General features: G+C 54.9%; 17 protein-coding genes and 1 pseudogene. 14 read left to right on the top strand and 4 right to left on the bottom strand.

The features are described 5' to 3' along the window. Window positions 1-126: 126 nt before the first annotated feature. The 10 genes from GEU84_RS01255 (at window position 127) to GEU84_RS01210 (ending at window position 14,131) form a co-directional block, all read left to right on the top strand. Window positions 127-1,848, top strand: coding sequence for a DUF6538 domain-containing protein (locus GEU84_RS01255; protein ID WP_152823690.1), 1,722 nt, complete (start codon window positions 127-129; stop codon window positions 1,846-1,848). 145 nt (window positions 1,849-1,993) lie between these two features. After that, entirely contained in the window at window positions 1,994-2,866 is an 873-nt protein-coding gene (locus GEU84_RS01250) for a BrxR family helix-turn-helix transcriptional regulator (protein ID WP_152823689.1), read from the top strand. Then, on the top strand, window positions 2,863-6,285 hold the full coding sequence (locus tag GEU84_RS01245; protein ID WP_152823688.1) for a DEAD/DEAH box helicase family protein: 3,423 nt from the start codon (window positions 2,863-2,865) through the stop codon (window positions 6,283-6,285). The genes GEU84_RS01250 and GEU84_RS01245 overlap by 4 nt, the downstream gene beginning before the upstream one ends. Beyond that, entirely contained in the window at window positions 6,285-7,808 is a 1,524-nt protein-coding gene (locus tag GEU84_RS01240) for a type I restriction-modification system subunit M (protein WP_152823687.1), read from the top strand. Before GEU84_RS01245 ends, GEU84_RS01240 begins: the two co-directional genes overlap by 1 nt. Then, entirely contained in the window at window positions 7,805-8,977 is a 1,173-nt protein-coding gene (locus tag GEU84_RS01235) for a restriction endonuclease subunit S (RefSeq protein WP_152823686.1), read from the top strand. Before GEU84_RS01240 ends, GEU84_RS01235 begins: the two co-directional genes overlap by 4 nt. Window positions 8,978-8,986: 9 nt before the next feature. Next, entirely contained in the window at window positions 8,987-9,538 is a 552-nt protein-coding gene (locus GEU84_RS01230) for a hypothetical protein (protein WP_217438494.1), read from the top strand. Between the two features lie 24 nt (window positions 9,539-9,562). Continuing rightward, a complete protein-coding gene (locus GEU84_RS01225; RefSeq protein WP_152823685.1) occupies window positions 9,563-10,483 on the top strand; it encodes a DUF5655 domain-containing protein in 921 nt (306 codons plus the stop codon). Window positions 10,484-10,489: 6 nt separating this feature from the next. After that, complete coding sequence (locus GEU84_RS01220; protein ID WP_152823684.1) at window positions 10,490-11,467, top strand: GIY-YIG nuclease family protein; 978 nt, start codon at window positions 10,490-10,492, stop codon at window positions 11,465-11,467. Window positions 11,468-11,522: 55 nt separating this feature from the next. After that, window positions 11,523-13,202: an AAA family ATPase gene (locus GEU84_RS01215; RefSeq protein WP_152823683.1), complete on the top strand. Its 1,680-nt coding sequence runs from the start codon at window positions 11,523-11,525 to the stop codon at window positions 13,200-13,202. Then, window positions 13,202-14,131, top strand: a complete 930-nt coding sequence (locus GEU84_RS01210; RefSeq protein ID WP_152823682.1) for a hypothetical protein — start codon at window positions 13,202-13,204, stop codon at window positions 14,129-14,131. The genes GEU84_RS01215 and GEU84_RS01210 overlap by 1 nt, the downstream gene beginning before the upstream one ends. Before the next feature lie 103 nt (window positions 14,132-14,234). Here the strand turns inward: GEU84_RS01210 and GEU84_RS21000 are convergent, their stop codons facing one another. The 3 genes and pseudogenes from GEU84_RS21000 to GEU84_RS01200 all read right to left on the bottom strand — a co-directional run bounded on the left by GEU84_RS21000 (window position 14,235) and on the right by GEU84_RS01200 (window position 16,115). Next, a complete protein-coding gene (locus GEU84_RS21000; protein WP_338144735.1) occupies window positions 14,235-15,059 on the bottom strand; it encodes an ImmA/IrrE family metallo-endopeptidase in 825 nt (274 codons plus the stop codon). 186 nt (window positions 15,060-15,245) lie between these two features. Then, window positions 15,246-15,431, bottom strand: a pseudogene (locus tag GEU84_RS21515) (helix-turn-helix domain-containing protein); the annotation flags it as partial. A 24-nt stretch (window positions 15,432-15,455) separates the two neighbouring features. Next, entirely contained in the window at window positions 15,456-16,115 is a 660-nt protein-coding gene (locus tag GEU84_RS01200; protein ID WP_152823680.1) for a hypothetical protein, read from the bottom strand. A gap of 93 nt (window positions 16,116-16,208) precedes the next feature. Here GEU84_RS01200 and GEU84_RS01195 point away from each other — a divergent pair, with 93 nt between their 5' ends. Further along, window positions 16,209-16,457 carry a DUF2188 domain-containing protein gene (locus tag GEU84_RS01195; protein ID WP_152823679.1) on the top strand — a complete coding sequence of 83 codons (249 nt, stop codon included), beginning with the start codon at window positions 16,209-16,211 and terminating at the stop codon, window positions 16,455-16,457. Continuing rightward, the gene (locus GEU84_RS01190; protein ID WP_152823678.1) at window positions 16,454-18,361 is read left to right on the top strand and encodes a DUF4209 domain-containing protein; all 1,908 of its coding nucleotides are present in this window, start codon (window positions 16,454-16,456) and stop codon (window positions 18,359-18,361) included. Before GEU84_RS01195 ends, GEU84_RS01190 begins: the two co-directional genes overlap by 4 nt. A 107-nt stretch (window positions 18,362-18,468) precedes the next feature. Here GEU84_RS01190 and GEU84_RS01185 read toward each other — a convergent pair whose 3' ends face one another. Beyond that, window positions 18,469-19,044 carry a recombinase family protein gene (locus GEU84_RS01185; protein WP_152823677.1) on the bottom strand — a complete coding sequence of 192 codons (576 nt, stop codon included), beginning with the start codon at window positions 19,042-19,044 and terminating at the stop codon, window positions 18,469-18,471. 825 nt (window positions 19,045-19,869) lie between these two features. Between GEU84_RS01185 and GEU84_RS01180 the strand changes: the two genes are divergently transcribed. Both GEU84_RS01180 and GEU84_RS01175 read left to right on the top strand, forming a co-directional pair. Further along, complete coding sequence (locus GEU84_RS01180; protein WP_174539250.1) at window positions 19,870-20,067, top strand: hypothetical protein; 198 nt, start codon at window positions 19,870-19,872, stop codon at window positions 20,065-20,067. A 177-nt stretch (window positions 20,068-20,244) separates the two neighbouring features. Continuing rightward, window positions 20,245-22,008 carry a VapE domain-containing protein gene (locus GEU84_RS01175; RefSeq protein ID WP_174539249.1) on the top strand — a complete coding sequence of 588 codons (1,764 nt, stop codon included), beginning with the start codon at window positions 20,245-20,247 and terminating at the stop codon, window positions 22,006-22,008. The last annotated feature ends 44 nt before the right edge of the window (window positions 22,009-22,052 follow it).

Genomic DNA, 22,052 nt, shown 5'->3' with positions numbered 1-22,052 from the left:
GCGGTTCCCCTTCCCATAACACTTTCAGCATGTTACTGTTTTTCAAGGGTCTTTTCAGACCCTTCCCTTTCGGGGTGTGATACAAACTGTGACACGGGACGTGATACATTGACCCTTCCGAAGTATATGAGTCGGCGTGGTAAGTCCTGGCAGTTTGTCCGCCGAGTCCCCACGGAACTGGTGCCGATCATCGGGTTCGAGTCGTGGCGATCATCTCTGGGCACGGACAGCCAGTCCGAGGCTGAGCGCAGGCTTAGGGTCAAGCTGGTAGAAACTGACAAGATCATCGAAGCTGCCCGCAACGGAACCTACCAGCGGATCACCGACGAAGACCTGGAAGACCACGCGGTCCTCTGGTCACTTTGGTATGAGGAAAGGGTTCAGTTCACCATGCCCGAGGCAGTGTTCGGGTCACGTTTCCCGGATGCGTTTCAAGCCATGGGAAAGCCTATCGGGGATGAGATCGTAGAACCGATCCTACGGACGAAGGAGCAGTTGGCTGGGCTCGTCCGACAGTTCGTTGAAGAACGCGGCATCCAGATTTCCATACCTTCCCCCGACTGGGATAAGCTCGTTAGCCTGTGCCAAGACGAATATGCGGAATCCAATCCGGAGATCATTGGAAGTCCATTGTTCAAGTCTCTGGGTCGCGTTCCGAAGACCAGTGAGCGGCGACTTTCGAAGGCTTTCGAAAGGTTCACGTCGGAACGGACAAGATCGGATGCTGACAAGCCCATCACGGCGGGAAGCGTCGAGGAGTTTCAAGTTGCTGTTGATCGATTCATCGAACTGTTCGGTGATCTCGATGTGAACCGCATAAGCCGAACACATGCCAAGGGTTTCCGAGACCTACTTCGGCAGCTTCCGAAGCGCCCACCGAACGAAATCCGTCAGTTGCCACTACAGGATCAGGTTGATTGGGCACGAGAGAACAAGCACCCTGTCTTGGCCAAGGATACCGTCGCCAAGTTGGTGGGTGGCTTGAAATCCGTGTTGGATCAGGTGGCGAAACATGATGATTTCGTCGATGATCTCAATTCTTGGACAAATCCATTCATCGGCTTCACCGGTAGCGGAAAACGCTCACATGCACCCGTTCGCCTGCCGTTTAGCCAAGATGACCTTCTGAAAGCATTCAACCCAGAAACCTACAACAGTTATCGGCCATCGGAGTTCTGGGTTCCCCTGCTACTCTATTTCACGGGCGCACGACGGAACGAGATCGCCCAACTTCATGTGGCAGATGTCGTGCTGAACGCCCCTACCCCATATCTCAAGCTGACGACGTCGATAGCTACCGATGAACATGATGACTGGGAAGAAGATGTCCTCGGAACGGGAAAACGTATCAAAACGTGGTCGTCTGATCGCGTAGCCCCCCTGGTGTCACAGATCATGGACATCGGATTCCCTGCTTTTGTGGAGCTTGCGAGGGATTTGGGCTCCGTTCATCTGTTCAAAGATATCCCACACCAGAATGGGGAACGACGAGCGGATAAGCTGTCTCAACGGTTCACTGAATATCTTCGAGACCGTGCTGGGGTGACGAACCCGTTGATCGTGCTGCACAGCCTCCGTCACACCTTCGCCATGTCATGCGTGACGAAAGTTGACTCCGACCACAAGAAGCTGTCGATGGGTCACTACCTGGAAAACGAGGCTGCTGTGGAAAACTACCTGATCCACATGCGTCACGATCCTGGCCTGTTGAAAGAGATGGTTCACGACAAGATCAGCTTCGCCCCCCTCGATATCGAGGGACTTGCACAACGGGCTGCGGAAATCCTGGAGGGTGGAGAATGGAAGGCTCGGGCCCGTCGGCGGAAGAAGCCCAAGCTTTCCAAGTGATGCACCTTTTTCGCCATCGCCTGAGAGAAACTCGTTCGGCCTGATGAGGCTCTGAACGATTTCTTGTGCCTGAGATGTGGTCCATCTTGACGCACGTAAGAATATTTTCTATTCGTATTAAAAGTATTCGAATAGTGAGTCGGCGATGGAGACCGTGAAGGACATCAAGTGGGCGGCGGAACAGCGGTTCCAGTTCATCGAACATCAGGCGTTCTGGTGCGGCGGTCTGAACCGTAGTGATCTGACATCGCACTTTGGCTTGTCTGTGCCACAGGCATCGAAGGACCTTGCGGCCTATCAGGCACTTCACCCCGAAAACCTCACCTATGATCCTAGCAAAAGGCGATATTTCCGTTCCGCTGGGTTCAAGGCCGGGTTCATCACGCTGGATTCTGATGAGTTCCTGCGGGCGTCAGTCGGTCAGGCCATAGACAGCAATCCTGCCGACGGGGCGATAGAACGCCAGCCCATCGCGGAAGGCTTGCCGTTTCCGCACCGCAAAATCGATCCATACGTGCTCCAGCCCATTGCACAGTGCGTGTCGGAGGGCCGCTCGGTCGAGATCAAATACGTCTCAATGAGCACCAACAGGCCGGACGCGATGTGGCGGCGAATCACACCGCATGCGTTCGGTCACGACGGTTTGCGTTGGCACGTCCGGGCGTTCTGCCACACGTCCGAGAAGTTCAAGGACTTCATCGTTTCACGGTGTTTGGACACCCGGCACGTCGATATCGCGGGTGCGACCCCAAGTCTGGATGAAACGTGGAACTCGCTTTTCCAGGTAGTGCTCGTTCCGAACCCACTGCTGTCGGAGCAACAGCAACAAATCATCACCGGTGAATACGGGATGATCGATGGCATTCTGACGATCAGCGTCCGGCGGGCTATGTTGTATTATTTCAACAAGCGTTTGCGGTTGGACGCGGCACCGTGGTTGGACGAACCGCACGAGTCCCCGTTGGTCGTGAAGAACCGCGATGACTTCATCGCTGCACTAGCGGGGGCGATGAAATGATCTCGATGAACTTCGAGTTTCTTCGGCAGCATTGGCCTGAACTCCCCGGGCTGGGTGGGTTTGCAGAAGCATACGCTTATACAGACCCGACCAGTGCCATGTTCAACCTTCGGCTCTTTGCTGAGAACCTGGTCAAGGACATCTACCGAGACCTGCAACTGCCAAAACCGATCCGTGCAACGCAGATCGATCTGCTCGAAGATGGCACCTTCTGCTCGGTCACCCCAAAAGTCGTCCGCGATAAGCTTCACGCCATTCGTGTTGAGGGTAACAAAGCAGCACATGGGGAAGGTGCCTCGACCGATAAGGCCCTCTGGCTGCTACGGGAGGCGTTCGACCTGGGTCGGTGGCTGGCGGTCAACTTCAAGAAAGCCGATGTCAAGACTCTACCCCAGTTCACCAAGCCGGTTCGGCCTGCTGGCGGTCAGTCGCCAAATACCATTGCCGCTGAGACGAAGCGTGTGCTGGACCAACTGGCAGCACAGAAGGCCCAGATGGACCTTTTGTTGGCAGAACTTGAGCAGGCACGTCAGCAGGTCGAGTCGTCGGACAAGAAGCTCTCGGAGCTTCAACTCCAGGCGATTGCCAAATCGGGTGCGGATTCCGCTGACATCCTCAAGTTCGACGAAGCGACAACCCGGGCGCGGATCATCGATTCCATGATCGCCTCGGCGGGGTGGAACGTGGCCGCTGGGACGAAATCGACTGACCAGGTGGCCAAAGAATATGAGGTCCTGGGTCAGCCGACGGCGACCGGCAAAGGCTTTGTGGACTACGTTCTCTTTGACGCAGACGGTTCCCCCCTTGCGGTCGTTGAAGCCAAGAAAACTGCGGCGGACCCTGAGCGTGGCCGGAAGCAGGCTCAGCTATATGCCGATGCATTGGAGCTTCAAACCGGCCAACGCCCTGTGATCTTCTACACCAATGGCTATGACCTCTGGCTTTGGGACGATGCCGGTGGTTATCCGCCCAGGAAGGTCTTTGGGTATTATTCCAAGGACAGTTTACAGTATCTGGTCAAGTTCCAGCGAAAGAACCGCAAGGACCTTGCCACACTGGTTCCTCAAGCGCGGATTGTGAACCGGCTTTATCAGATTGAAGCGATCAAGGCTGTGTCGGAACGGTTCACGGATCGCCATCGTAAGGCTCTTATCGTCCAAGCGACCGGCACGGGGAAAACCCGGGTTGCAATTGCGCTGGCCGAACTGCTCATCCGGGCGGGTTGGGCCAAGAGGGTTCTGTTTCTGTGTGACCGCAAGGAATTGCGTAAACAGGCCAAAAATGCATTCACCGAATACCTTGAGTCGGAACCAATCAGGATCGTGAACTCTCGTGCCAGCGGCGAGTCCACCGAACGGATTTTCATCGCCACCTATCCCGCGATGTTGAAGGTCTATCAGTCATTTGATGTGGGCTTCTTTGACCTGATCATCGCGGATGAATCGCATCGGTCGATATACAATGTATACGGTGACCTTTTTCACTACTTCGACAGTCTCCAGATCGGGCTGACTGCAACACCGGTGAACTTTGTGACCCGTAGCACCTTCGGGCTATTCAACTGCGAAGGCCAACTTCCGACGTTCAACTACGACCTGGAGCAGGCCGTTACATCCGAACCACCTTATCTGACACCCTTCGAGGTGTTCGAGCACACGACCCAGTTCTTGCGTGACGGCATACGCCTTGACGGCCTGACACCGGAGCAGATCGACGAACTGGAAGCCCAGGGTGAAGACCCGAACCTCTACGACTTCACGTCGGACCAGATCGACCAAGCGATCTTCAACCGGGACACCAACAGGGCGATCATTCGTAACCTGATGGAAAACGGCGTCCGGGATGGATCGGGACAGACCATTGGCAAGACGATCATCTTCGCACGTAACCATGTCCACGCCATGTTGATGAGCAGTCTCTTCGACGAGATGTATCCCCAATATGGGGGGAAGTTCTGCCGGGTGATCGACAACTACGACCCTCGGGCCGAGCAACTGATCGACGATCTGAAAAGCAACACCAATGAGCTTACTGTGGCGATCAGTGTCGATATGCTTGATACCGGAATCGACGTGCCGGAGATCGTCAACCTGGTCTTCGCCAAGCCAGTCAGGTCACCCGTGAAGTTCTGGCAGATGGTGGGTCGTGGCACACGTCTGTGTCCCGATCTGTTCGGCCCGGGTCGCGACAAGAAGATTTTTCGCATCTTCGATCACTGGGGCAATTTCCAGCGGTTCGAGGACGGCTTCCAGCCCGCTGAGCCGCAGCTTTCGAAAGCGTTGCTGCAACTGCTGTTCGAACAGCGGGTGGCATTGGCCGAGAGAGCCTTGCGTCAGAGCGACATCCCTGCATTCGACATCGTGATCGGTCTCATCGCGGCAGACATCCAGGCCCTGCCTGAGGAATCAATTGCTGTCCGGGAAAGGTGGCGGGAGAAGCGTTCTCTCGGGGCAATGGAAAACCTGCGGCGGTTTGACCCCAACACGGTCAACGTGCTGAGAACCACCATCGCACCCCTAATGCAGTGGCGGAACATACGTGGTGCGACCGAGGCCCATGCATTTGACCTCCTAATCTGCCGGTTGCAGACGGCTGCGATCATGGCATCCGCCGATGTCGCCGATCTCCGCATCGAGTTCATGGAACGGCTCGACCGTCTCCAGATGCACCTGAACCCGGTGCGTGAGCGGGCTGAGGTGATCAAGCGGGTGAAGTCACTGGCATTCTGGGATGGCCTTACAGTGGTCGCTCTGGAAGAGGTCCGCATACCCCTGCGGGAGATCATCCACTACCGTGAGCCCACCACGGGCCCCGGCATCGGCCCCAAGATCATCGACGTGACCGAGGACCAGTCCCTGGTGCAGACCAACCGTCGCAGTGCCAGCCTGCGGACCGTGGACATGGCCGCGTATAAGTCCCTAGTTGAAGCTGAACTGCGGAAGCATTTCGATACCAACCCCACGCTGGTGAAAATCCGCAATGGCGAGCCGGTCACGCCCGAAGACCTGAACGCCATCATCTCGTTGGTGCTGACCCAAAACCCCAACGTGGGCCGCGAGGCCCTGGAGGAGTTCTTTGCCACCACCACCCTGCCGCTGGACATCGCTATCCGTTCGATGGTGGGGCTGGACGCCGAGATGGTGCGGGATCGCTTTTCGGCATTCGTGCTCAGCCATCCAGAGCTGACGGCCAAACAGACCCGGTTCCTCGGCATGCTGCAAAACCACATCGTCAAGTTCGGCTTCATCACCATCGACAAGCTCTATGACCAGCCCTTCACCGTGGTGGATGCGGACGGCCCCGAGGGTGTTTTCGACAAACCTGACGACATCGACCAACTCATGAGAATCGTGAACCTGTTTGCGCCCCCGTCGCGGAGCACCGACAGTGATCAGACCGACAAAGGGACCTTGCACTGATGATTGCCGGTGAACTCAAACGCTATATCGACGGGCTCTGGACGGAGTTCTGGACTGGGGGGATCACGAACCCTCTGACGGTGATCGAGCAGATCACCTATCTGATGTTCATCCGGCTGCTCGATGTGAACGAAACTCGTGACGAGAACCGCCGCCGCCACACCGGAAAGGATTTCCGACGCCGATTTGGTCCCGACGAGCAAGACCTGCGATGGTCGCAATTCCGGCACCTGGGTGGTGATCAGATGCTGCCTCTCGTTCGGGATCGCGTTTTCCCGCACCTGCGTGGAACAGCCCTGCGAGGGACTGTCTTCGGTGAGTTCATGAAGGACTCCCAGTTGATGATCCAGAAGACCAGTCTTCTGAACAAAGCGGTCAACATGATAGACCGTCTTCCCCTGACCGATGGCGACACCAAGGGCGATCTCTACGAATACCTGCTGAGCAAACTCACCACGGCTGGCATCAACGGCCAATTTCGCACCCCGCGTCACATCATCCGGTTGATGGTGGACATGCTGGAACCCAAGCCGACCGATGTGATCGGTGACCCTTCCTGCGGCACCGGCGGATTTTTGGTCGAGGTCATGCAATATCTGCTCCAGACCTACACCTCACCCGAGGCCGTAGTCGAAGGGACCGATCCGGACACTGGCAAGCACTACAAGATATTTTCAGGAGACCTGCTGGAAGAGCACCGGGAATACATCCGCAGTCACATGTTCCACGGCTACGACTTCGATGCCACGATGCTGCGTATCGCGGCGATGAACATGATGTTGCACGGCGTGGATGATCCAGACATCCACTATCAGGATACGCTGTCGAACAATTTCCCGGAAAAGTTCCCCACCACCGCAACGGATGCATTTGACCTCATTCTGGCAAACCCGCCATTCAAGGGTTCATTGGATTTCGAAGACGTGCATTCCGGTCTGCTGCGTCAGGTGAAGACCAAGAAGACTGAACTGCTGTTTCTGGTGCTGATCCTGCGGATGCTGAAACTGGGTGGGCGGTCGGCCACCATTGTGCCGGATGGGGTGCTGTTCGGGTCTTCCACCGCCCACGTCGCCCTGCGGCGGTTACTGCTCGATGAAAACCAGTTGGAAGCGGTCATCTCGCTGCCCTCTGGCGTGTTCAAGCCCTATGCCGGGGTCAGCACGGGCATTCTGGTGTTCACCAAGGGTGGGCGGACGGATGATGTGTTCTTCTACGATGTCGAGGCTGATGGGCTCTCTCTCGATGACAAGCGGGAACCCGTCGCGGAAAACGATCTGCCAGGATGTTTAGCGGCATGGCGGAACCGGGATGCATCCGAACTGACAGACCGGAAAAAGAAAGCGTTCATGGTATCGGCGAATGAAATCCGGGAGGCTAACTACGATCTGTCCTTGGGCCGCTACAAGAAGCGCGACTACGTGCTGGCAAAGACGGACGATCCGGTGGACATCCTTGGGCGGATGAAATCCCTCAATGACGAAATCAGCATCGATCTGGTCGAACTTGAGGGCATGTTGGGATGAGTTGGCAGCAGACAACGCTAGGTGAAATCGCAGATATCGTCAGCGGTTCGACCCCGAAGTCCAGCGTTCCGCGTTACTGGGACGGTGCGGTGGCATGGGCGACACCCACTGACCTATCGCGGTTGGATGGCAAGCATCTCTACAAGACCGACCGGACGATTACCGAAGCTGGTCTGAACGAGTGCTCTGCCAGGTTGCTGCCGCCTGGTTCCGTGCTGTTCAGTTCTCGGGCCCCCATAGGGCTGGTGGCGATCAACACCACCCCCATGGCCACCAATCAAGGTTTCAAGAGTTTCGTGCCGCGACCGGAGTTGAACGCGGACTATCTTTATTGGTGGCTGCGGGCTAACCGGCGACAACTGGAAGATTTGGGGAACGGGGCAACCTTCAAAGAGGTGTCCAAAGCTATAGTGTCGAGGGTTAAGTTCCCTTTGCCGCCGCTGACCGAACAACGCCGGATCGCGGCGATACTGGATAAGGCAGATGCCATCCTCCGCAAACGTGAACAGGCCCTCACCCTGGCGGATGACTTCCTCCGGTCGGTGTTTCTGGAGATGTTTGGTGATCCCGGTGAAAACCCGATGAACTGGGATCGTGAACCACTCAGCCTGCAAGCCGAGGTCAAAATCGGATTCCCTTTCAAAAGTGCCGAATATGTAGAAGAGGGGATAAGGCTCTGTCGGGGTGCAAACACGATGCCTGACCGGTTGGAATGGTCTGACACCCGGTATTGGCCAGTATCAGACGCAGCCCGGTTTGCGGAGTATGCTTTGGTATCTGGGGACATCATTTTGGCGCTCGACCGACCCTGGATTTCGTCGGGTCTAAAGGTAGCAGAGGTCGTTCAGGCTGATCTGCCTGCTCTTCTAGTTCAACGGGTGGCCCGAATCCGGAGTTCGGTGCCAGCAGAAAAACCTTTCGTTTTTCAGTGCCTAAGGCATCCATCCTTCTGGAGTTATTGCAACCCTACGGAAACCACTATTCCGCATATCTCTCCGGTGGAACTCAAAAATTACCCGATGATCAAGCCTCCTCGGGAATTGGTTGCTGCGTTTGGTATGATAGCAGCAAAGCAATCGGTTCTACGTCAGAAAGTCGAGCAGGATGCCAAAGACGCAAGGCAGTTGTTTCAATCCCTGTCCCAACGTGCTTTTGCCGGTGACCTGTAGGAGCATGGCATGAGCACCCAGACCCACCCGGGCGATCAAACCGCCAGCAACGCCACCACGACCGCCAGCCTGCATCGCCTGACGCTTCCGGGCCCGATGCTCCAGCGGGGGTTCTGGCTCTATGTCTGGCGGGTCCAGACCCCCAAGGGGGAGCGGCTCTATGTGGGCCGCACAGGGGACAGCAGCAGCCCCCACGCCACCGCCCCCTACACCCGCATGGGCCAGCACCTGGGTTTCTCCAAGGCCCAGAACAGCCTGCGACGGCTGCTGACCGAGGCCGGGGTGGAACCGGAAACCTGCGGGCAGTTCGACCTGATCTCTTACGGTCCGATCTTCCCGGAAATCGGGATGACCAAAGAACAGCTTCGTCACGAACAGATGCTGCTGCACACCCCAGTGCGGGACCAGATGGCCGGGCTGGAAAAGAAGCTGCGGGATGCGTTGGTGGCAGCGGGCTACAAGGTGCTGAACGTGGTCCACAGCAAGAAGCAGTATGATGCCGCCCATTGGAACGCAGTGCAAAATGCATTCGCAAAGCACTTTCCTGAGTTGATAAAATAGAAGATTTTCGCGACAAGGTTGCAGATGAGTGATTTGAAACTGTTCAGAATTAACGGAACCAAGGCAGTCGAAGTGCAGGGCACCGGCCTGGCCTTGGAAAAATCGCTCCAGACCCTGATCGAGCAGAACCTGTCAACTTTCCTGGGCGTCACCTTCCTCGCATCAGAATTTCCGACCGGACCCGAACATGGTGGCCGGTTGGATACGCTGGGGCTGGATGAGAACAAGTGTCCGGTGATCATCGAATACAAGCGTTCGACCAACATGAACGTCATCAATCAGGGTTTGTTCTACCTGGATTGGCTCGTCACCCATCGCGGTGACTTCGAAATGTTGGTGTTGAAAACGCTTGGGGTCGAAGCGGCGCAGGCGGTGGAATGGTCCAGCCCCAGGCTGATCTGCATCGCCGGGGATTTCAGCAAGTTCGATGCCCACGCCATCAAGCAGATGAACCGGAACATCGACCTGATCCGGTATGTGAAATTCGGTGAAGATCATGTGCTGCTCGAACAGATCAACGTTGCGGTAGCACCGGCCACCGGCGTGGCGGGCCCTACTCCGCCAAAAACGCCCGCTGGGAAGCCGAAATACACAACGGTCACCGAACACCTGGAAAAAGCCGATGCTGCCCTGACGGACCTCTACGAGGCTGTGCGGGACCATCTGCTGGGCCTGGGAGACGATGTGCAGCACAAGGTCTTGCAGTTCTACTTCGCTTTCAAGCGGATCAAGAACTTCTGCTGCGTGGAAATCAAAAACACCGAGAGGAAGGTGGTGCTGTATCTGAAAGTCGATCCCGACACGGTGGACCTGGTTGCCGGTTTCACCCGCGATGTTCGGAAGATCGGTCACTTCGGCACCGGGGACCTGGAGGTGACCATCCGGTCGATGGCTGACCTGGAGAAGGCCAAGCCGCTGATGGAACGCAGCTATGATGATGCGTAGGCCGTGATGAACCAGGACGAGTTCAAAGATCGGCAGATATGGCTGCGTGCATTCTATGGCTTCGGTCCGGAAGAGGAGGGGTATTATGGTTTCACACATGAACCTAACCGCACCACCATGCTGGGAAAGATGCGTGACGGTGATCTGGTTCTGATCTACGGGGCTGTGGACAGCCTCACCCAAAAGGACTTGCAACGGCAAGCTCTGGGTTTCCTAGAAATCTCGCTGGAAACGTGCGTTGACCAAGACCGAATGAGCCCGGACGCGATTGCGCGCAGGATCAATCACGGCCTCGAAGAACGGTGGACTTTTGGCATCAAGGTGCGGCGGGCCTGGAGAATAACGAACCGGGTTCACGTCAAGACGATTGCTCCGAACTCATATCTGGGGGTTCATCGCTTTGACCGCACACTTCGGGGGAAGCTCTTGGAGCCCGAGGAACAGCGCAGGGCGTTGAGCCACCATGTCAAGCAAGTGAACGTCTACGGTGAGGAGCCGATTGACACACCGGACTTGGCCTCTGGCACGTTGGATCAAGTCCTGTCGCCCTCAAGAGGCATACCTCCAGTGTTCGGTGAGCGGTCGAGCGAATTGATCGACGGTGACAACCACCTTTACATGATGTTGTTTACCGGGGGTGCTGACTTCCTCTTGGGTCGGTCGGGCGATCACGTTGGTCAAGCACTGGTGAAGGTCGGACGATCCAACGATCCGGTTCGTCGTTTGTCAGAAATCAACGCCGGGTTCCCCGAACGATCTGTATCCAAATGGACTTTGGCGAACAGCCAGAAGTTCCCGGACGGACAGACAGCGCATGCTCTGGAAGACCTTCTCAAGGCGCAGTTTGACAAATCATTCCGATCCCAGGGCGGTGAGTTCTTCACTGGTGACGTCAAAGCGATGGAGTGGGCTTTTCAGAGCCTGTGCATTTCAGCGATGCCGCGAATCCTCGGGGCACCTGGCAAGGCAAAGGGTCTGAAATGATGACCAGGCAGGACGATGAAATGACGAACAGCAGAAAAATGGATCGGACATTCCCATGCGCTTGAGTCGCCTTGAGATCACGAATTTTAAAGGGATCGGCACCAAGCAAGTGATCGAACTGGCACCGATTACCTTACTGTTCGGTCCCAACTCTGCTGGTAAGAGCACGATCTTACAATCGCTGCACTACGTCCGGGAAGTGTTAGCTCGTGGGAACCCTGACCCCGACCAGACCATCGCTGGTGGACTGATTGATCTCGGCGGCTTTGCCAATCTGATCCACGGCCACGACCTGAGCAGAACCATGACGATCAAGTTGGTGATGGACGACATCGACGGAACCGGCGATGAACGCTTACCGCTAAACTCTGGCGCATCGTTGAATGCTTCGGAGTTTGCTGACCTCCCGATCCGATACCTGGTTGGAGAGAACACCGACCTCAAAGACTATGCTGTTGTTCAGGCGGTGGGCGTTGAGTTGTCAGTCGAATGGAGCGACCTCCATGGTGGCCCGTTTGTATCATCCATCACCATAGAAATAGACGATGCCGAAATCGCCACCATTTCTTCACCGGCCCAGGCAGGTCGGGCGGTGTTATCTGGATTCAACTTTGACCACCCATTGTTCCGTCGTAGTCGCGATGCAGACGAGATTTCTGACGATGATGAGGGGCTCTCAGACCACCCGTTGGCCGATCAGATTGCTGAATTGTCCCGTGAGATGGCGAGGGCTGGCGATATCCCGGTAGAGAAGTATCGTATCGGCGTTGAGACGGTTTTCGGGGCACTGCCATCCCTTGATCGGAGCCTTGTGAGTGACCTTCGCGATCCGGATGCGGAGAAGTCCGAGCTTGAAAGGAAAACGCCACGGGTAAGGGGCTTGGCTGCGTTGCTGGATGAGGTCATCATCGGACCACTTCGATTGACACGCGATTACCTGAACACGATGACTTATATCGGCCCGCTACGGGATATCCCGGCCCGTGGGTTTAGGCCCAGGCTGTCACCAGACGAAGCCCGATGGGCTCACGGAATGGCGGCGTGGGACCTGTTATACACGGACAACCGTGGAGACCTAACAGATGCGGTAAACAATTGGCTGGGCGGCAAAGAGCGTCTGGGGACGACATATGAAGTCGTTCGAATTAAGCAGCGGGAAATCCCTATGCCGAGCCGCTTTAGCCAGATTTTTGACCGCAGTTTGACCGAGGACGATATCCCTGAGCTACAGGAACTCTACGCGAAGTTGGCCACTCGAACCGACATCGCACTACGCGACTTCGTAAAGAACATTATGGTGGCTCCGTCCGATATCGGGGTGGGGATATCCCAGATGATACCTGTGATCGTTGGATGCTTGCAGGACAGACGTGGCATTCTGTCAGTCGAGCAACCGGAGTTGCACATCCACCCGGCGATTCAGGTCGGGATGGGCGATCTGTTCATCGAGGCCATTCAGTCTGGCAACGGAACTGTCGGCACTTCTAGAACACTTCTGGTCGAAACCCACAGTGAACACATTATGCTGAGGTTGCTGCGACGGGTTCGGGAGACTGACACCGGTGAGCTTCCCCCAGGGGTGATCGGGATCAAGCCCACGGATATTGCAGTGATTTACGTTGAGAGCCGCGAAGATGAAGTGGTGTTCCGTGCAATGCGTGTCGACAACGATGGCGACTTCCAGGATCGCTGGCCTCACGGTTTCTTCGAAGAACGTGCTGAGGAGCTTTTTTGATGCTCTATGAGTATGCGGTCGATCCTAAGACAGTTGGGGCAAGTTGGGAGAATTTCCGCTATCTGATCGAGAAGTTCGGGTTTGACAAAGGGCGGCTGATTTCGTGGTTCCCAGGCTCGTGGTGCCGTGAAGTGTTCGATACAGCGAAGGCTTCGGATATGAAGACCATCCAACTCCAGAGGGTTACTGAGAAGCTTTCCAGGGCAGAGCGGTATGCACTTGTCCGGAACAATCGTAAATACCGCCCCGATTTGGGAAGTTGGCTACCGAACGTTTTGAGCCAACATCACGAGAATCCGTTCAGAGCCATCATCACTAGTGAAAACCCAAACGGCTTGGATGTCGTATTGTTGATCGATGATCTGGACGAGCAGCACCCTCTATTTTCGGCGGATGTCTCATGGGCCGCTCCGAGGAGTGCCAAGGGCATAGCACAAGACCTGCGGCTGTTTCTTGTTGCTTCCAAGGACATCGTTATCATCGACCCGTTCATTGACCTTCGTAACCATGGAGCCGACTACACCGGGCCGCTGAGAGAAATGTTCTCTGTGATGACATCAGCGGGTCGCACCAATGTAAAGATCGAGTTGCATTTTCGGACTCACTCTTCGCGACCGCCAATAGAAATTGTTGAACGGGATGCCCGCAGATGGCTGGACGGTGTTATTCCCAACGGTTGCATGGTTGAGCTATATGAATGGGAGGAGGATCGAAAGCTCCATAACCGTGCTGTCCTCTCAGAGCGTGGAGGCATTGCTTCCGGAGAGGGGTTTGGAGTATTGGCGGACGAGGCCAGTTTGGACTTCTCACTGTTGGCTACCAGCGATAGTGACGAACGGATCAGGCGTCATCGACCAGCAAACAACTTACTAAAGTTGGCCCAGCCCGCAGTCAGGGTCGATTCTGACGGAACTGTCAAACGAATCTAAGTTGGGCCCGCATGGGATCGTTGGCGTTAGCAGTTCGTAGTTTGATCCAATGCTTGGTCGCCTCGGCCCGAATTCGTTCCCCTCAACACTGTCATTAAGACGCTCAGTGTTTTTTTGGAAACTGAACTATGGCCGCTCCACCGCCGTCAATGGGCAGGTCCTTCTTGAGGGTCGGCAACTTGATCACCTCTGCTTGCTCACCAGATAGGAAACCTCGCGGTAGACCACACAGGCTTTCCACGTCCGATCCACGCAGTGCAATCTGAGCAAGAAGATCGCTATGGGTGACTACACCCTCGTCGATGACGAGCCGGATCGATCTATTCAGCAACCTGGGTTCCTCCGGCACAAGCACGTCATCCAGAGGTTCGTCGCGTCTCCACCCACGGCTGTTGTAATGCTTCCACAGCCGCTGCTGGTATTCGTCACCGATCATATCAAGCTTTGAACACCGCATGATCATGGCGGCAATCGAAACCCTCCAGCGTTCTTTTAGGGCCAGAAAAGTGTTCAGTGACGGAGACCAGACCTCCGACGGGAAAGATTCCGAAGGCATCAGGAACGCGCTAGCGAAAAGGAAAGCCTGGCGTTCGATCTCCTTGAAGTCCGACTTAGAGTTCAACTCCTGCGAGGAAATGTGCCGATGCAAAACAAGATGACCCAGTTCATGAGCGGCATCCATGCGGGATCGAACGCAGGTATCTTTGTCCTGGGCGATCAGCACGTAGGGGCGTTGATCTTCATCGGACCAGTTGGACAACCCGTCCATGGTCACAGTCCCTGTCGCCTCCTTAACTGCGACGACACCAGCGTTCTCCATGGCCAGCAGAACATCAGAGATCGGTCCCTGTCCAAGGCCCCATGCTGCACGACAGTCCGCCGCAACGCGCTCTATGTCTTGATCTCCAATACTCCGATAGTCGCTCACGTTCAGGTGGGGCAAATCTACTGACGGGAAGTCGAGCCATTCCTGGAGCACTAGTGAAATGTTTTGGGCCCAACGAAGCCTGGATTCCGTGCGGCGTCTGACTGTCAAGGTAGTGCTTGCCATGGAGCGGAAGAACAGTGGCCGATTTCCGTGCTGCCGAAGCGGCTGCATAAAGAAAGACACCGGCACGTTCAGTGCCGATGATAGGGCCTCAACTGCATCTAACTCTGGGGATTGATCCCCACCCTCCCACCGAGAGACGCTCGAACTCGTCCGGTTGATCAGGTCCGCTAGCCCAACTTGGGTCATACCTCGGGCATTCCTCGCTTCCACGAGCCGTTGGCCAGAGAATTCTGGTATACCGATACGCATAGAGCCCCCCTGTCGTAAGTCCGATTATCGTTCGGACTTATCGTTCTTGCGTTTCAGTCTCGGAACCGCCTTGTCGGCAACAGTTACAACCGGGCCAAACCCGACATCTTGCTCTGCGTCGAAACCTTGATAGCGGGCCATTACCTGATGGATCGGCTCGAATGCAAGCCAGCCTGAGAGGTCAGGAAACGGGACTCCGAGACCGACGAAAGCAGGTAGCGACTGATCTCCGTGGCGGTTGATGGTCGCAACAATGATACCGCACAGCTTGTCGGACGGAGGCGGCTGCACGGCCTTGAACAAATCAGTCTGCACGGGCCGCAACCAGGCGTTCATGGCAGCAAATTGCCGACGAAACCGAGATGGACGGGGCGTCCCGCAGTGGCTCTGGATGTTGCTTCTGATCAAGTTGATCCCGCGATATGAGACGAAACTGAATCTCGCCCCAGCGGGCTCAGTGAAGCCCGCCACTGCATGGATTCCACCGGCAGAAGCCGCGTTCCGCACCGCATCCTCACAGAATGCGTGACGAAGCTGGCCGCTCATGGCTACACGTTCCGGCTCGGAAAAACTTTTCTTGGCCATCGTGTCAGCACGGACGAACGCAGCATCCATGTTCTCAGTCAGGGACCGAAAGAACTCTCGGGGGATAGCTTCGATGATCTGGCGGATTGGGTCGGTCACATTCTACCTCAAGGCGGCGTTAACCGGTTTATCTCACAGTTTTTTTGCGTTATCAAGCCTTGCGTGACCGATTCTAGACGGAAAGGACGATAGATGAGCAAGGACCGAGACAGGATGGTATACCGACGTGATGACGGCTCTTGGGCCAACAAGAGAAACGACGCATCGAAGGCATCAAGCGTTCATGGCACCCAGAAGGCGGCAGAGGCGGCAGCACGGGCGATGTTGACCAACCAGGGGGGCGGTGAGTTGACAACTAAAGGTGTCGATGGACGCATCCGCAGCAAAGACACCATCGCTCCAGGAAACGACCCAGTGCCACCGAAGGACAAAGAACATTGAGACAACCTGACGACCAGTCGGAACCAGCTAAAGTAGAACCAACAAGAACGATAAATGCTGGTGTAGACTTCATAGTTCCGGCTCAGGCGATACTGGATTGTGGGTTCAACGCTTTGTTGAATGAAGTTGGGTCAGTCGCATGCTTTGACATCAATCAATGTCTCAATGAGATGCATGCTGTGGCTGGGCCAGATGATAGACCTGCCTTCGCCTTGCTCGCCGCACTGACCAACTATCATTTCGATCCGGACAATCGAACTGAGCCGTTTAGGCCCAAGATGGTTTTCGGGGACCGTCGGTCCCTGGTCCCGACCGACATGATGGTCGAACAGATCACCGAACTTTGGCAAGTTGCGCCCAGTGTAATGAACCTTGGATTGCGCGCCCGCATCGCTGATGTGGTGTGGTTTTTGCAGCGTCGGCGGATGGATATGGCCGAACTAGCTATCCAATCCTACTGTGAATGCGTGATATCTGTTCGCGACGGGACTGCTACTCAAGCGCATGGGAACGAGTCCCCATGGAGTATGCAATCGGTAATGCTCCTCGTCAGAGCCGCTTCAATCTCTCATGCAACCAAATGGTCATTGGCGTCATCCGACAACCTTAGGTCTTTGGTCGGATCGTTGGTGCAAGCCGCATACGACAGGGTTCAACCGGGTGACTTCTGTCGGATCGCCCATCTCGACCTTGACCACAAGATTTCTGCTGTGGACCAGATAGCACAATCGGCAGAGCAACTGGCAAACCACCTATCCCTGGCCGAACAACCTGATCAGAGGATGGACTTATGGAAGATTGCGGCCCGTGCCCACCGTATCCAACGGAACCAAACTGAATCCGACCGTTGCAACACATCAGCCGCTGAGTGTTTGGTTCAAAAGTCCGATCAGTCGGTTGGGTCGGCAATGTTGCAGTCATCATTTCTTCATGACGCCATCACCTCTCTCCGAGGAATTCGTGGGACTGGTGCGCGTCGAGCCGAATTGGAGGCCAAGCTCCGTGCGATCCAACCGACCATTCGTGAGGAAATGGGAGAGTTCTCCCATGAAATCGACTTAACGGAAATAGTAGAGCACGCATTGGCCACCGTTCGTGGGCATTCGTTGCCGAAGGCGATTCTAGCTCTGGCAAAATGTGACAAGCCGCCCACGCCAGCAGTCATTCGAAAGACTGCGGTAGAACACATCAGCAGCCACCCCTTGCAAGGCATGATGCCTATGCAGGTCTACGACTACCAAGGTCATGTCGTATTCAGGTCTCCAGGTTCGGGCGGAACACCCGAGGAGAGTGAACACCACACCAGATACATGATGTGCTTCCACCGGAACATTGCGCGTCAACTTGCAGTTGCGGGCGCAATAAACCCAATTAGAAGGACCATTGCCGACGAGCACCCAGTGTCGATGGATGAACTCATTGCGGTGCTGGAGAATAGTCCCTTCATACCACCAGGCCATGTGCATATTTTTGCGCGGGGGATGTTTCATTTTTTGGCTGGAGAAGATATCGAAGCCGCGAGTGTTCTAATGCCGCAGTTGGAGAACTCGTTGCGGCACCTGCTACTCTTGAAGGGAATCGAGACGTCCGTAACGGATGATTTTGGAATCCAGACCGAAGCTTCATTGTCCATTCTATTGAACCCAAACGGAGCCTGGAGATCAAAAATTGATGAGATTCTTCCTCCACGATACGCCCATGAGATAGACCTTCTGTTTCTATTCGCGGGCGGCCCTGGGCTTCGGAACCAAGTGGCACATGGGAAGATTCCTGCTGGAGAATTCTGGGACCATAACATGGTCTATGGGGTCTGGATGATCTTGCACTTGGCACTGGCCCCGCTGATCACCCACTGGGAACATGTTGAGACCTTGTTTGTAAATCGGACCGGATTGGGGAAGTGAGCTTATCCCGTCACCTGATCCAGGGTCACATCGCCAATTTCGTCAACACCGCCTCGGCCATCGCTCGATCAGCACGGATGCGGATTGCCGACCGACGGGTATGAACATCAGCCGTTCGATGCCACCCCAGCTAAATACCGATACACAGAGGAGCGCGCGACCTTGAGGTCTCGTGCGATACGGGTGGGCGAGACCCCTGCGGCGTGCAATTCCATGATGCGATTTCCATTGATCGATGCCGGACGCCCTTTGAACGGACTGTCCGGTCGGCCTTTCACGGCATCGATCCCACTTTTTTGCCGATCTGCCCTTATGGAAGCCTCAAACTCGGCATAGGCTCCCAGGATCGTGAAAAATAGCTTACCGGCGGCTGTTGACGTGTCGATGGGTTGATCGATGACTCGGAGGTTCACACCCTTGTCTTCCAGCGTCTTGGCGATCTGGAGGAGGTCGCGGGTAGAACGGGCCAGACGATCCAAACGGGTGCAGACAAGTGTGTCGTTCCGACGGATGCCCCGGCAGAGCAAGTCCTCCAACGCGGCACGCCCCTCAGTGGATCGACCGGACACCTTCTCGGCGTAAAGGTGTTCTTGGCTGACCCCTGCACCGAGCAACGCCGCCACCTGCACGTGGAGCGATTGGGATCGGGATGACACCCGAGCGTATCCGATGAGTTCCCCCATATCCCCTCCAGCGTCCGAATTGACTGTCCCGTATCTGCATACCGTCCGATAAATGATTCGTGAAGTTATTTCGGACACTTTTCGGCCAGATGTGGCTGTCCTGCACGAGTATACTCAAATGGGACAATCGATACCGGAAACGTCGCATCGCCCAACACGAACTCCAGTAGTTTGGAACTGCCCCAACGGCGGTGCCGGTCATGCACGACGCAAACGCCTGGTCGGCAACTATGGAAATATGAAGCACCATGGTTGATTTCACCAACTTTCGTTTCGTTCGTCATTAACGAACTTCGAACTCCATCGAACTGCCGTGCTGGCTCAATGCGATGGCGGGCGAGCCTTGTCGATCATATCCGTTGTCCACCCAATCAACCTATTGATTAAATTGAGAAAACAGTCCGTTGCGTCAGTTATTCACCCGATTGCGCACCCCTGTAAGCTACTGATATTCTTTCACAAAACATGATCTAGGTGCTTAATAGCTCAACTCACTGATGAAACTACACGATTGAACTAAACCACATCACAACGCACGATGCCATCGCTCGCATCGATGCCGTCTAGAATATTTCTATCGAATACTTTCTGACGAAAAGTTGCGCACCCGCGCAAAGAATCTTCCAGGGAATCGTATTATTATAAAAAATTCAACAAGATAGGTGTCTGTCGATTGCACGCCCAGTTACGCACTCAATTAGGCACTGAGGGCGGTTTCTCGGGGGGCCATGAAGGTTCAGGGAGAAAATCTGCCAATCCAGAAGAATCGCTATTCCCTTTCCGTAGGTCTTACCTAAATACCAGAGACAAGAAAGGACCTAGCCAATGCCACCCAACATAATTGATACCTGCAACCTTGGTAAATCAAAGAGCCTTGCATCAGAACGTGTTGCTGAATGGACCAAACAGAAGAAGTCTCAGGGATACAGACTAGCGAAGGTCTGGCTGCTCCCGGAGGAACGAGAACTGATCCTGAACCTCGTTTCTGAACTGAAAGCCCTACGTCCAGAAGTTAAACCTTGAAGAACGGGGGTCACACGGGTTTACCATAGTGACCCCCCAAGACTGCCCACGAGAGACAACCTTAAATCCAAAGTTTCACAATCTGTATTTAGGGCGACTCTCCAAGAAACACAATCCCTCCACCAGGGATAACCGGAGAATATCGCTATGCCTGCAAATCGTCTATCACTCGCATCCATGAGAGCCGCCATTATGGCGGTCGATGTTTCTGCCCCTGTGGCAATGCCCAAGCCCACCACCCTGTTGGATCGGACTATTGTCAACCCTCTGCTCGTCCGTAAGTCCGAACCTATGCCTGCTCCTGTCGCGAATAGGCCAGAGTTCGAACCAATCAGTGATGATGATACTGCCGAGATTGAGGCTGATCTGCCTCAACGAGTTGTCGTGGACATTGACCAACTTGACTTATCCAATGCCGAATTAATCGCCAACACAACTTGTAAACCTCGGTTGGACTTGGACGTCTTGATGTGGCTTGTCGAGCGTATTCAACGGGGTGAAACGCCAGAAACTATGTTCAAGCGTGGCCATCAACTGCGAAACTACAAGGTCGAGGACTTTGTTCTGACTCTCTCGGTCATACTGGATGATGAGATGGCCGAGTCTGCTCTATCCAAGTATAAGGCCCCAATCGTTGAACCAGAAGCTATCGTCATCGACGAGTCATGGTGGCATGCATTGGAGAAGCGTGGGGACTATCCCGCTCCGAGTGCCGACAACTGTCACCGGGCTCTCACTACGTGTCCTGCCCTGATGGGTATGATCGGCTACGATAATTTCACCCAAGAGGCTGTGCGCTTGCGTGACATCGATGGTGCGGCTATTGAGCCAATTGTATGGAAACATACGGATACCACTCGTGTCTGGTATTACCTGTTGGGGAATGTTCATATGAAGAACGTCCCTCGAAAATTCGTGGATGATGCTCTTGATCTCATTAGATGGGAGAACCAGGTTGACACATTGCAAATGTATGTTGAGGGCCTGCCCGCCCACGATGGTGTCGCCCGGTTGGATTCATGGCTGATCGACTATGCCGGTGCTGATGATGAAGAAGTGAATCGTATTGCTGGTCGGAAGTTTCTTATCGGAATGATCGAACGGGCTATGTTCCCCGGCATCGACTGCAAGCGAAGTCTCATCCTCCTGGGAAAACAGGACATTGGTAAATCCGGTCTATGCAGAATCCTGGCCGGAAATGATGACTGGCACGACAACAGAATTCGAGATATCTCGAATGAAGTGACCATCGGAAACCAGCTTCGCGGCAAATGGTTGATCGAGATCGCTGAGGGCGTCGGTATCGGAAGGGCAGACCGGGACCAGATCAAAGGATTCTTGTCAACCCGCATCGACAAGTTCACTCCGAAATACTCCAACGATGAGACACGTGTTCCCCGTCGGGTGTGCTTGGTTTTGACGACCAATGAAATCGAGGTTCTGAACGATCCCACCGGTCATTCCAGGTGGATGCCAGTTGAAGTTGATCAGATCGATTTTGAGGGTGTGACTGCTATCCGGGAGCAACTCTTTGCCGAAGCTCTTGCGGCGGTTCGCGCTGGTGAAACCAATCGCCTCTCTTCTGAGCAAGCTAGGCTGATGGAAGACCGCTGTAACATCTACACAGTTGAAGACCCACTGGAGCAGTCCATACGGGCTTTCCTTCGTGGTGTTGTAGATCGCACGACCCTCGCAACCGTATGTGAGCGTATTGGGATCAACTTCGCTTCCAATGGAGCGCCTACACGTCGAGTGAAGGATGTCATGATGAAGTTTGGCTGGGTTCCAAAGACCATCAACGGTGTCCGGTATTATGCTCGTGAAGAGAGCAGTATTCCTTCAATCGATTCGAATCTGGCGAACCATATCAAATCGGGTGCGTCCAACATCATCGCGATGCGAAACCGCTTGAAGACGTCCAATGGTTCTGATCAAGAATGAAGGGTTCATTACCTCCCTATGGCTCGACTAAACAACATTACGAA

The organism is Fertoeibacter niger, assembly GCF_009380135.2.
Taxonomy (GTDB): domain Bacteria; phylum Pseudomonadota; class Alphaproteobacteria; order Rhodobacterales; family Rhodobacteraceae; genus Fertoeibacter; species Fertoeibacter niger.
Note: the sequence above shows the minus strand (reverse complement) of the source record. Positions and strands in the feature narration are given on the sequence as shown.

Coding starts and splice junctions, on each gene's coding strand:
- GEU84_RS01255 (WP_152823690.1), top strand. CDS start 127: ATGAGTCGGCGTGGTAAGTCCTGGCAGTTTGTCCGCCGAGTCCCCACG.
- GEU84_RS01250 (WP_152823689.1), top strand. CDS start 1,994: ATGGAGACCGTGAAGGACATCAAGTGGGCGGCGGAACAGCGGTTCCAG.
- GEU84_RS01245 (WP_152823688.1), top strand. CDS start 2,863: ATGATCTCGATGAACTTCGAGTTTCTTCGGCAGCATTGGCCTGAACTC.
- GEU84_RS01240 (WP_152823687.1), top strand. CDS start 6,285: ATGATTGCCGGTGAACTCAAACGCTATATCGACGGGCTCTGGACGGAG.
- GEU84_RS01235 (WP_152823686.1), top strand. CDS start 7,805: ATGAGTTGGCAGCAGACAACGCTAGGTGAAATCGCAGATATCGTCAGC.
- GEU84_RS01230 (WP_217438494.1), top strand. CDS start 8,987: ATGAGCACCCAGACCCACCCGGGCGATCAAACCGCCAGCAACGCCACC.
- GEU84_RS01225 (WP_152823685.1), top strand. CDS start 9,563: ATGAGTGATTTGAAACTGTTCAGAATTAACGGAACCAAGGCAGTCGAA.
- GEU84_RS01220 (WP_152823684.1), top strand. CDS start 10,490: ATGAACCAGGACGAGTTCAAAGATCGGCAGATATGGCTGCGTGCATTC.
- GEU84_RS01215 (WP_152823683.1), top strand. CDS start 11,523: ATGCGCTTGAGTCGCCTTGAGATCACGAATTTTAAAGGGATCGGCACC.
- GEU84_RS01210 (WP_152823682.1), top strand. CDS start 13,202: ATGCTCTATGAGTATGCGGTCGATCCTAAGACAGTTGGGGCAAGTTGG.
- GEU84_RS01195 (WP_152823679.1), top strand. CDS start 16,209: ATGAGCAAGGACCGAGACAGGATGGTATACCGACGTGATGACGGCTCT.
- GEU84_RS01185 (WP_152823677.1), bottom strand. CDS start 19,044: ATGGGGGAACTCATCGGATACGCTCGGGTGTCATCCCGATCCCAATCG.
- GEU84_RS01180 (WP_174539250.1), top strand. CDS start 19,870: ATGCCACCCAACATAATTGATACCTGCAACCTTGGTAAATCAAAGAGC.
- GEU84_RS01175 (WP_174539249.1), top strand. CDS start 20,245: ATGAGAGCCGCCATTATGGCGGTCGATGTTTCTGCCCCTGTGGCAATG.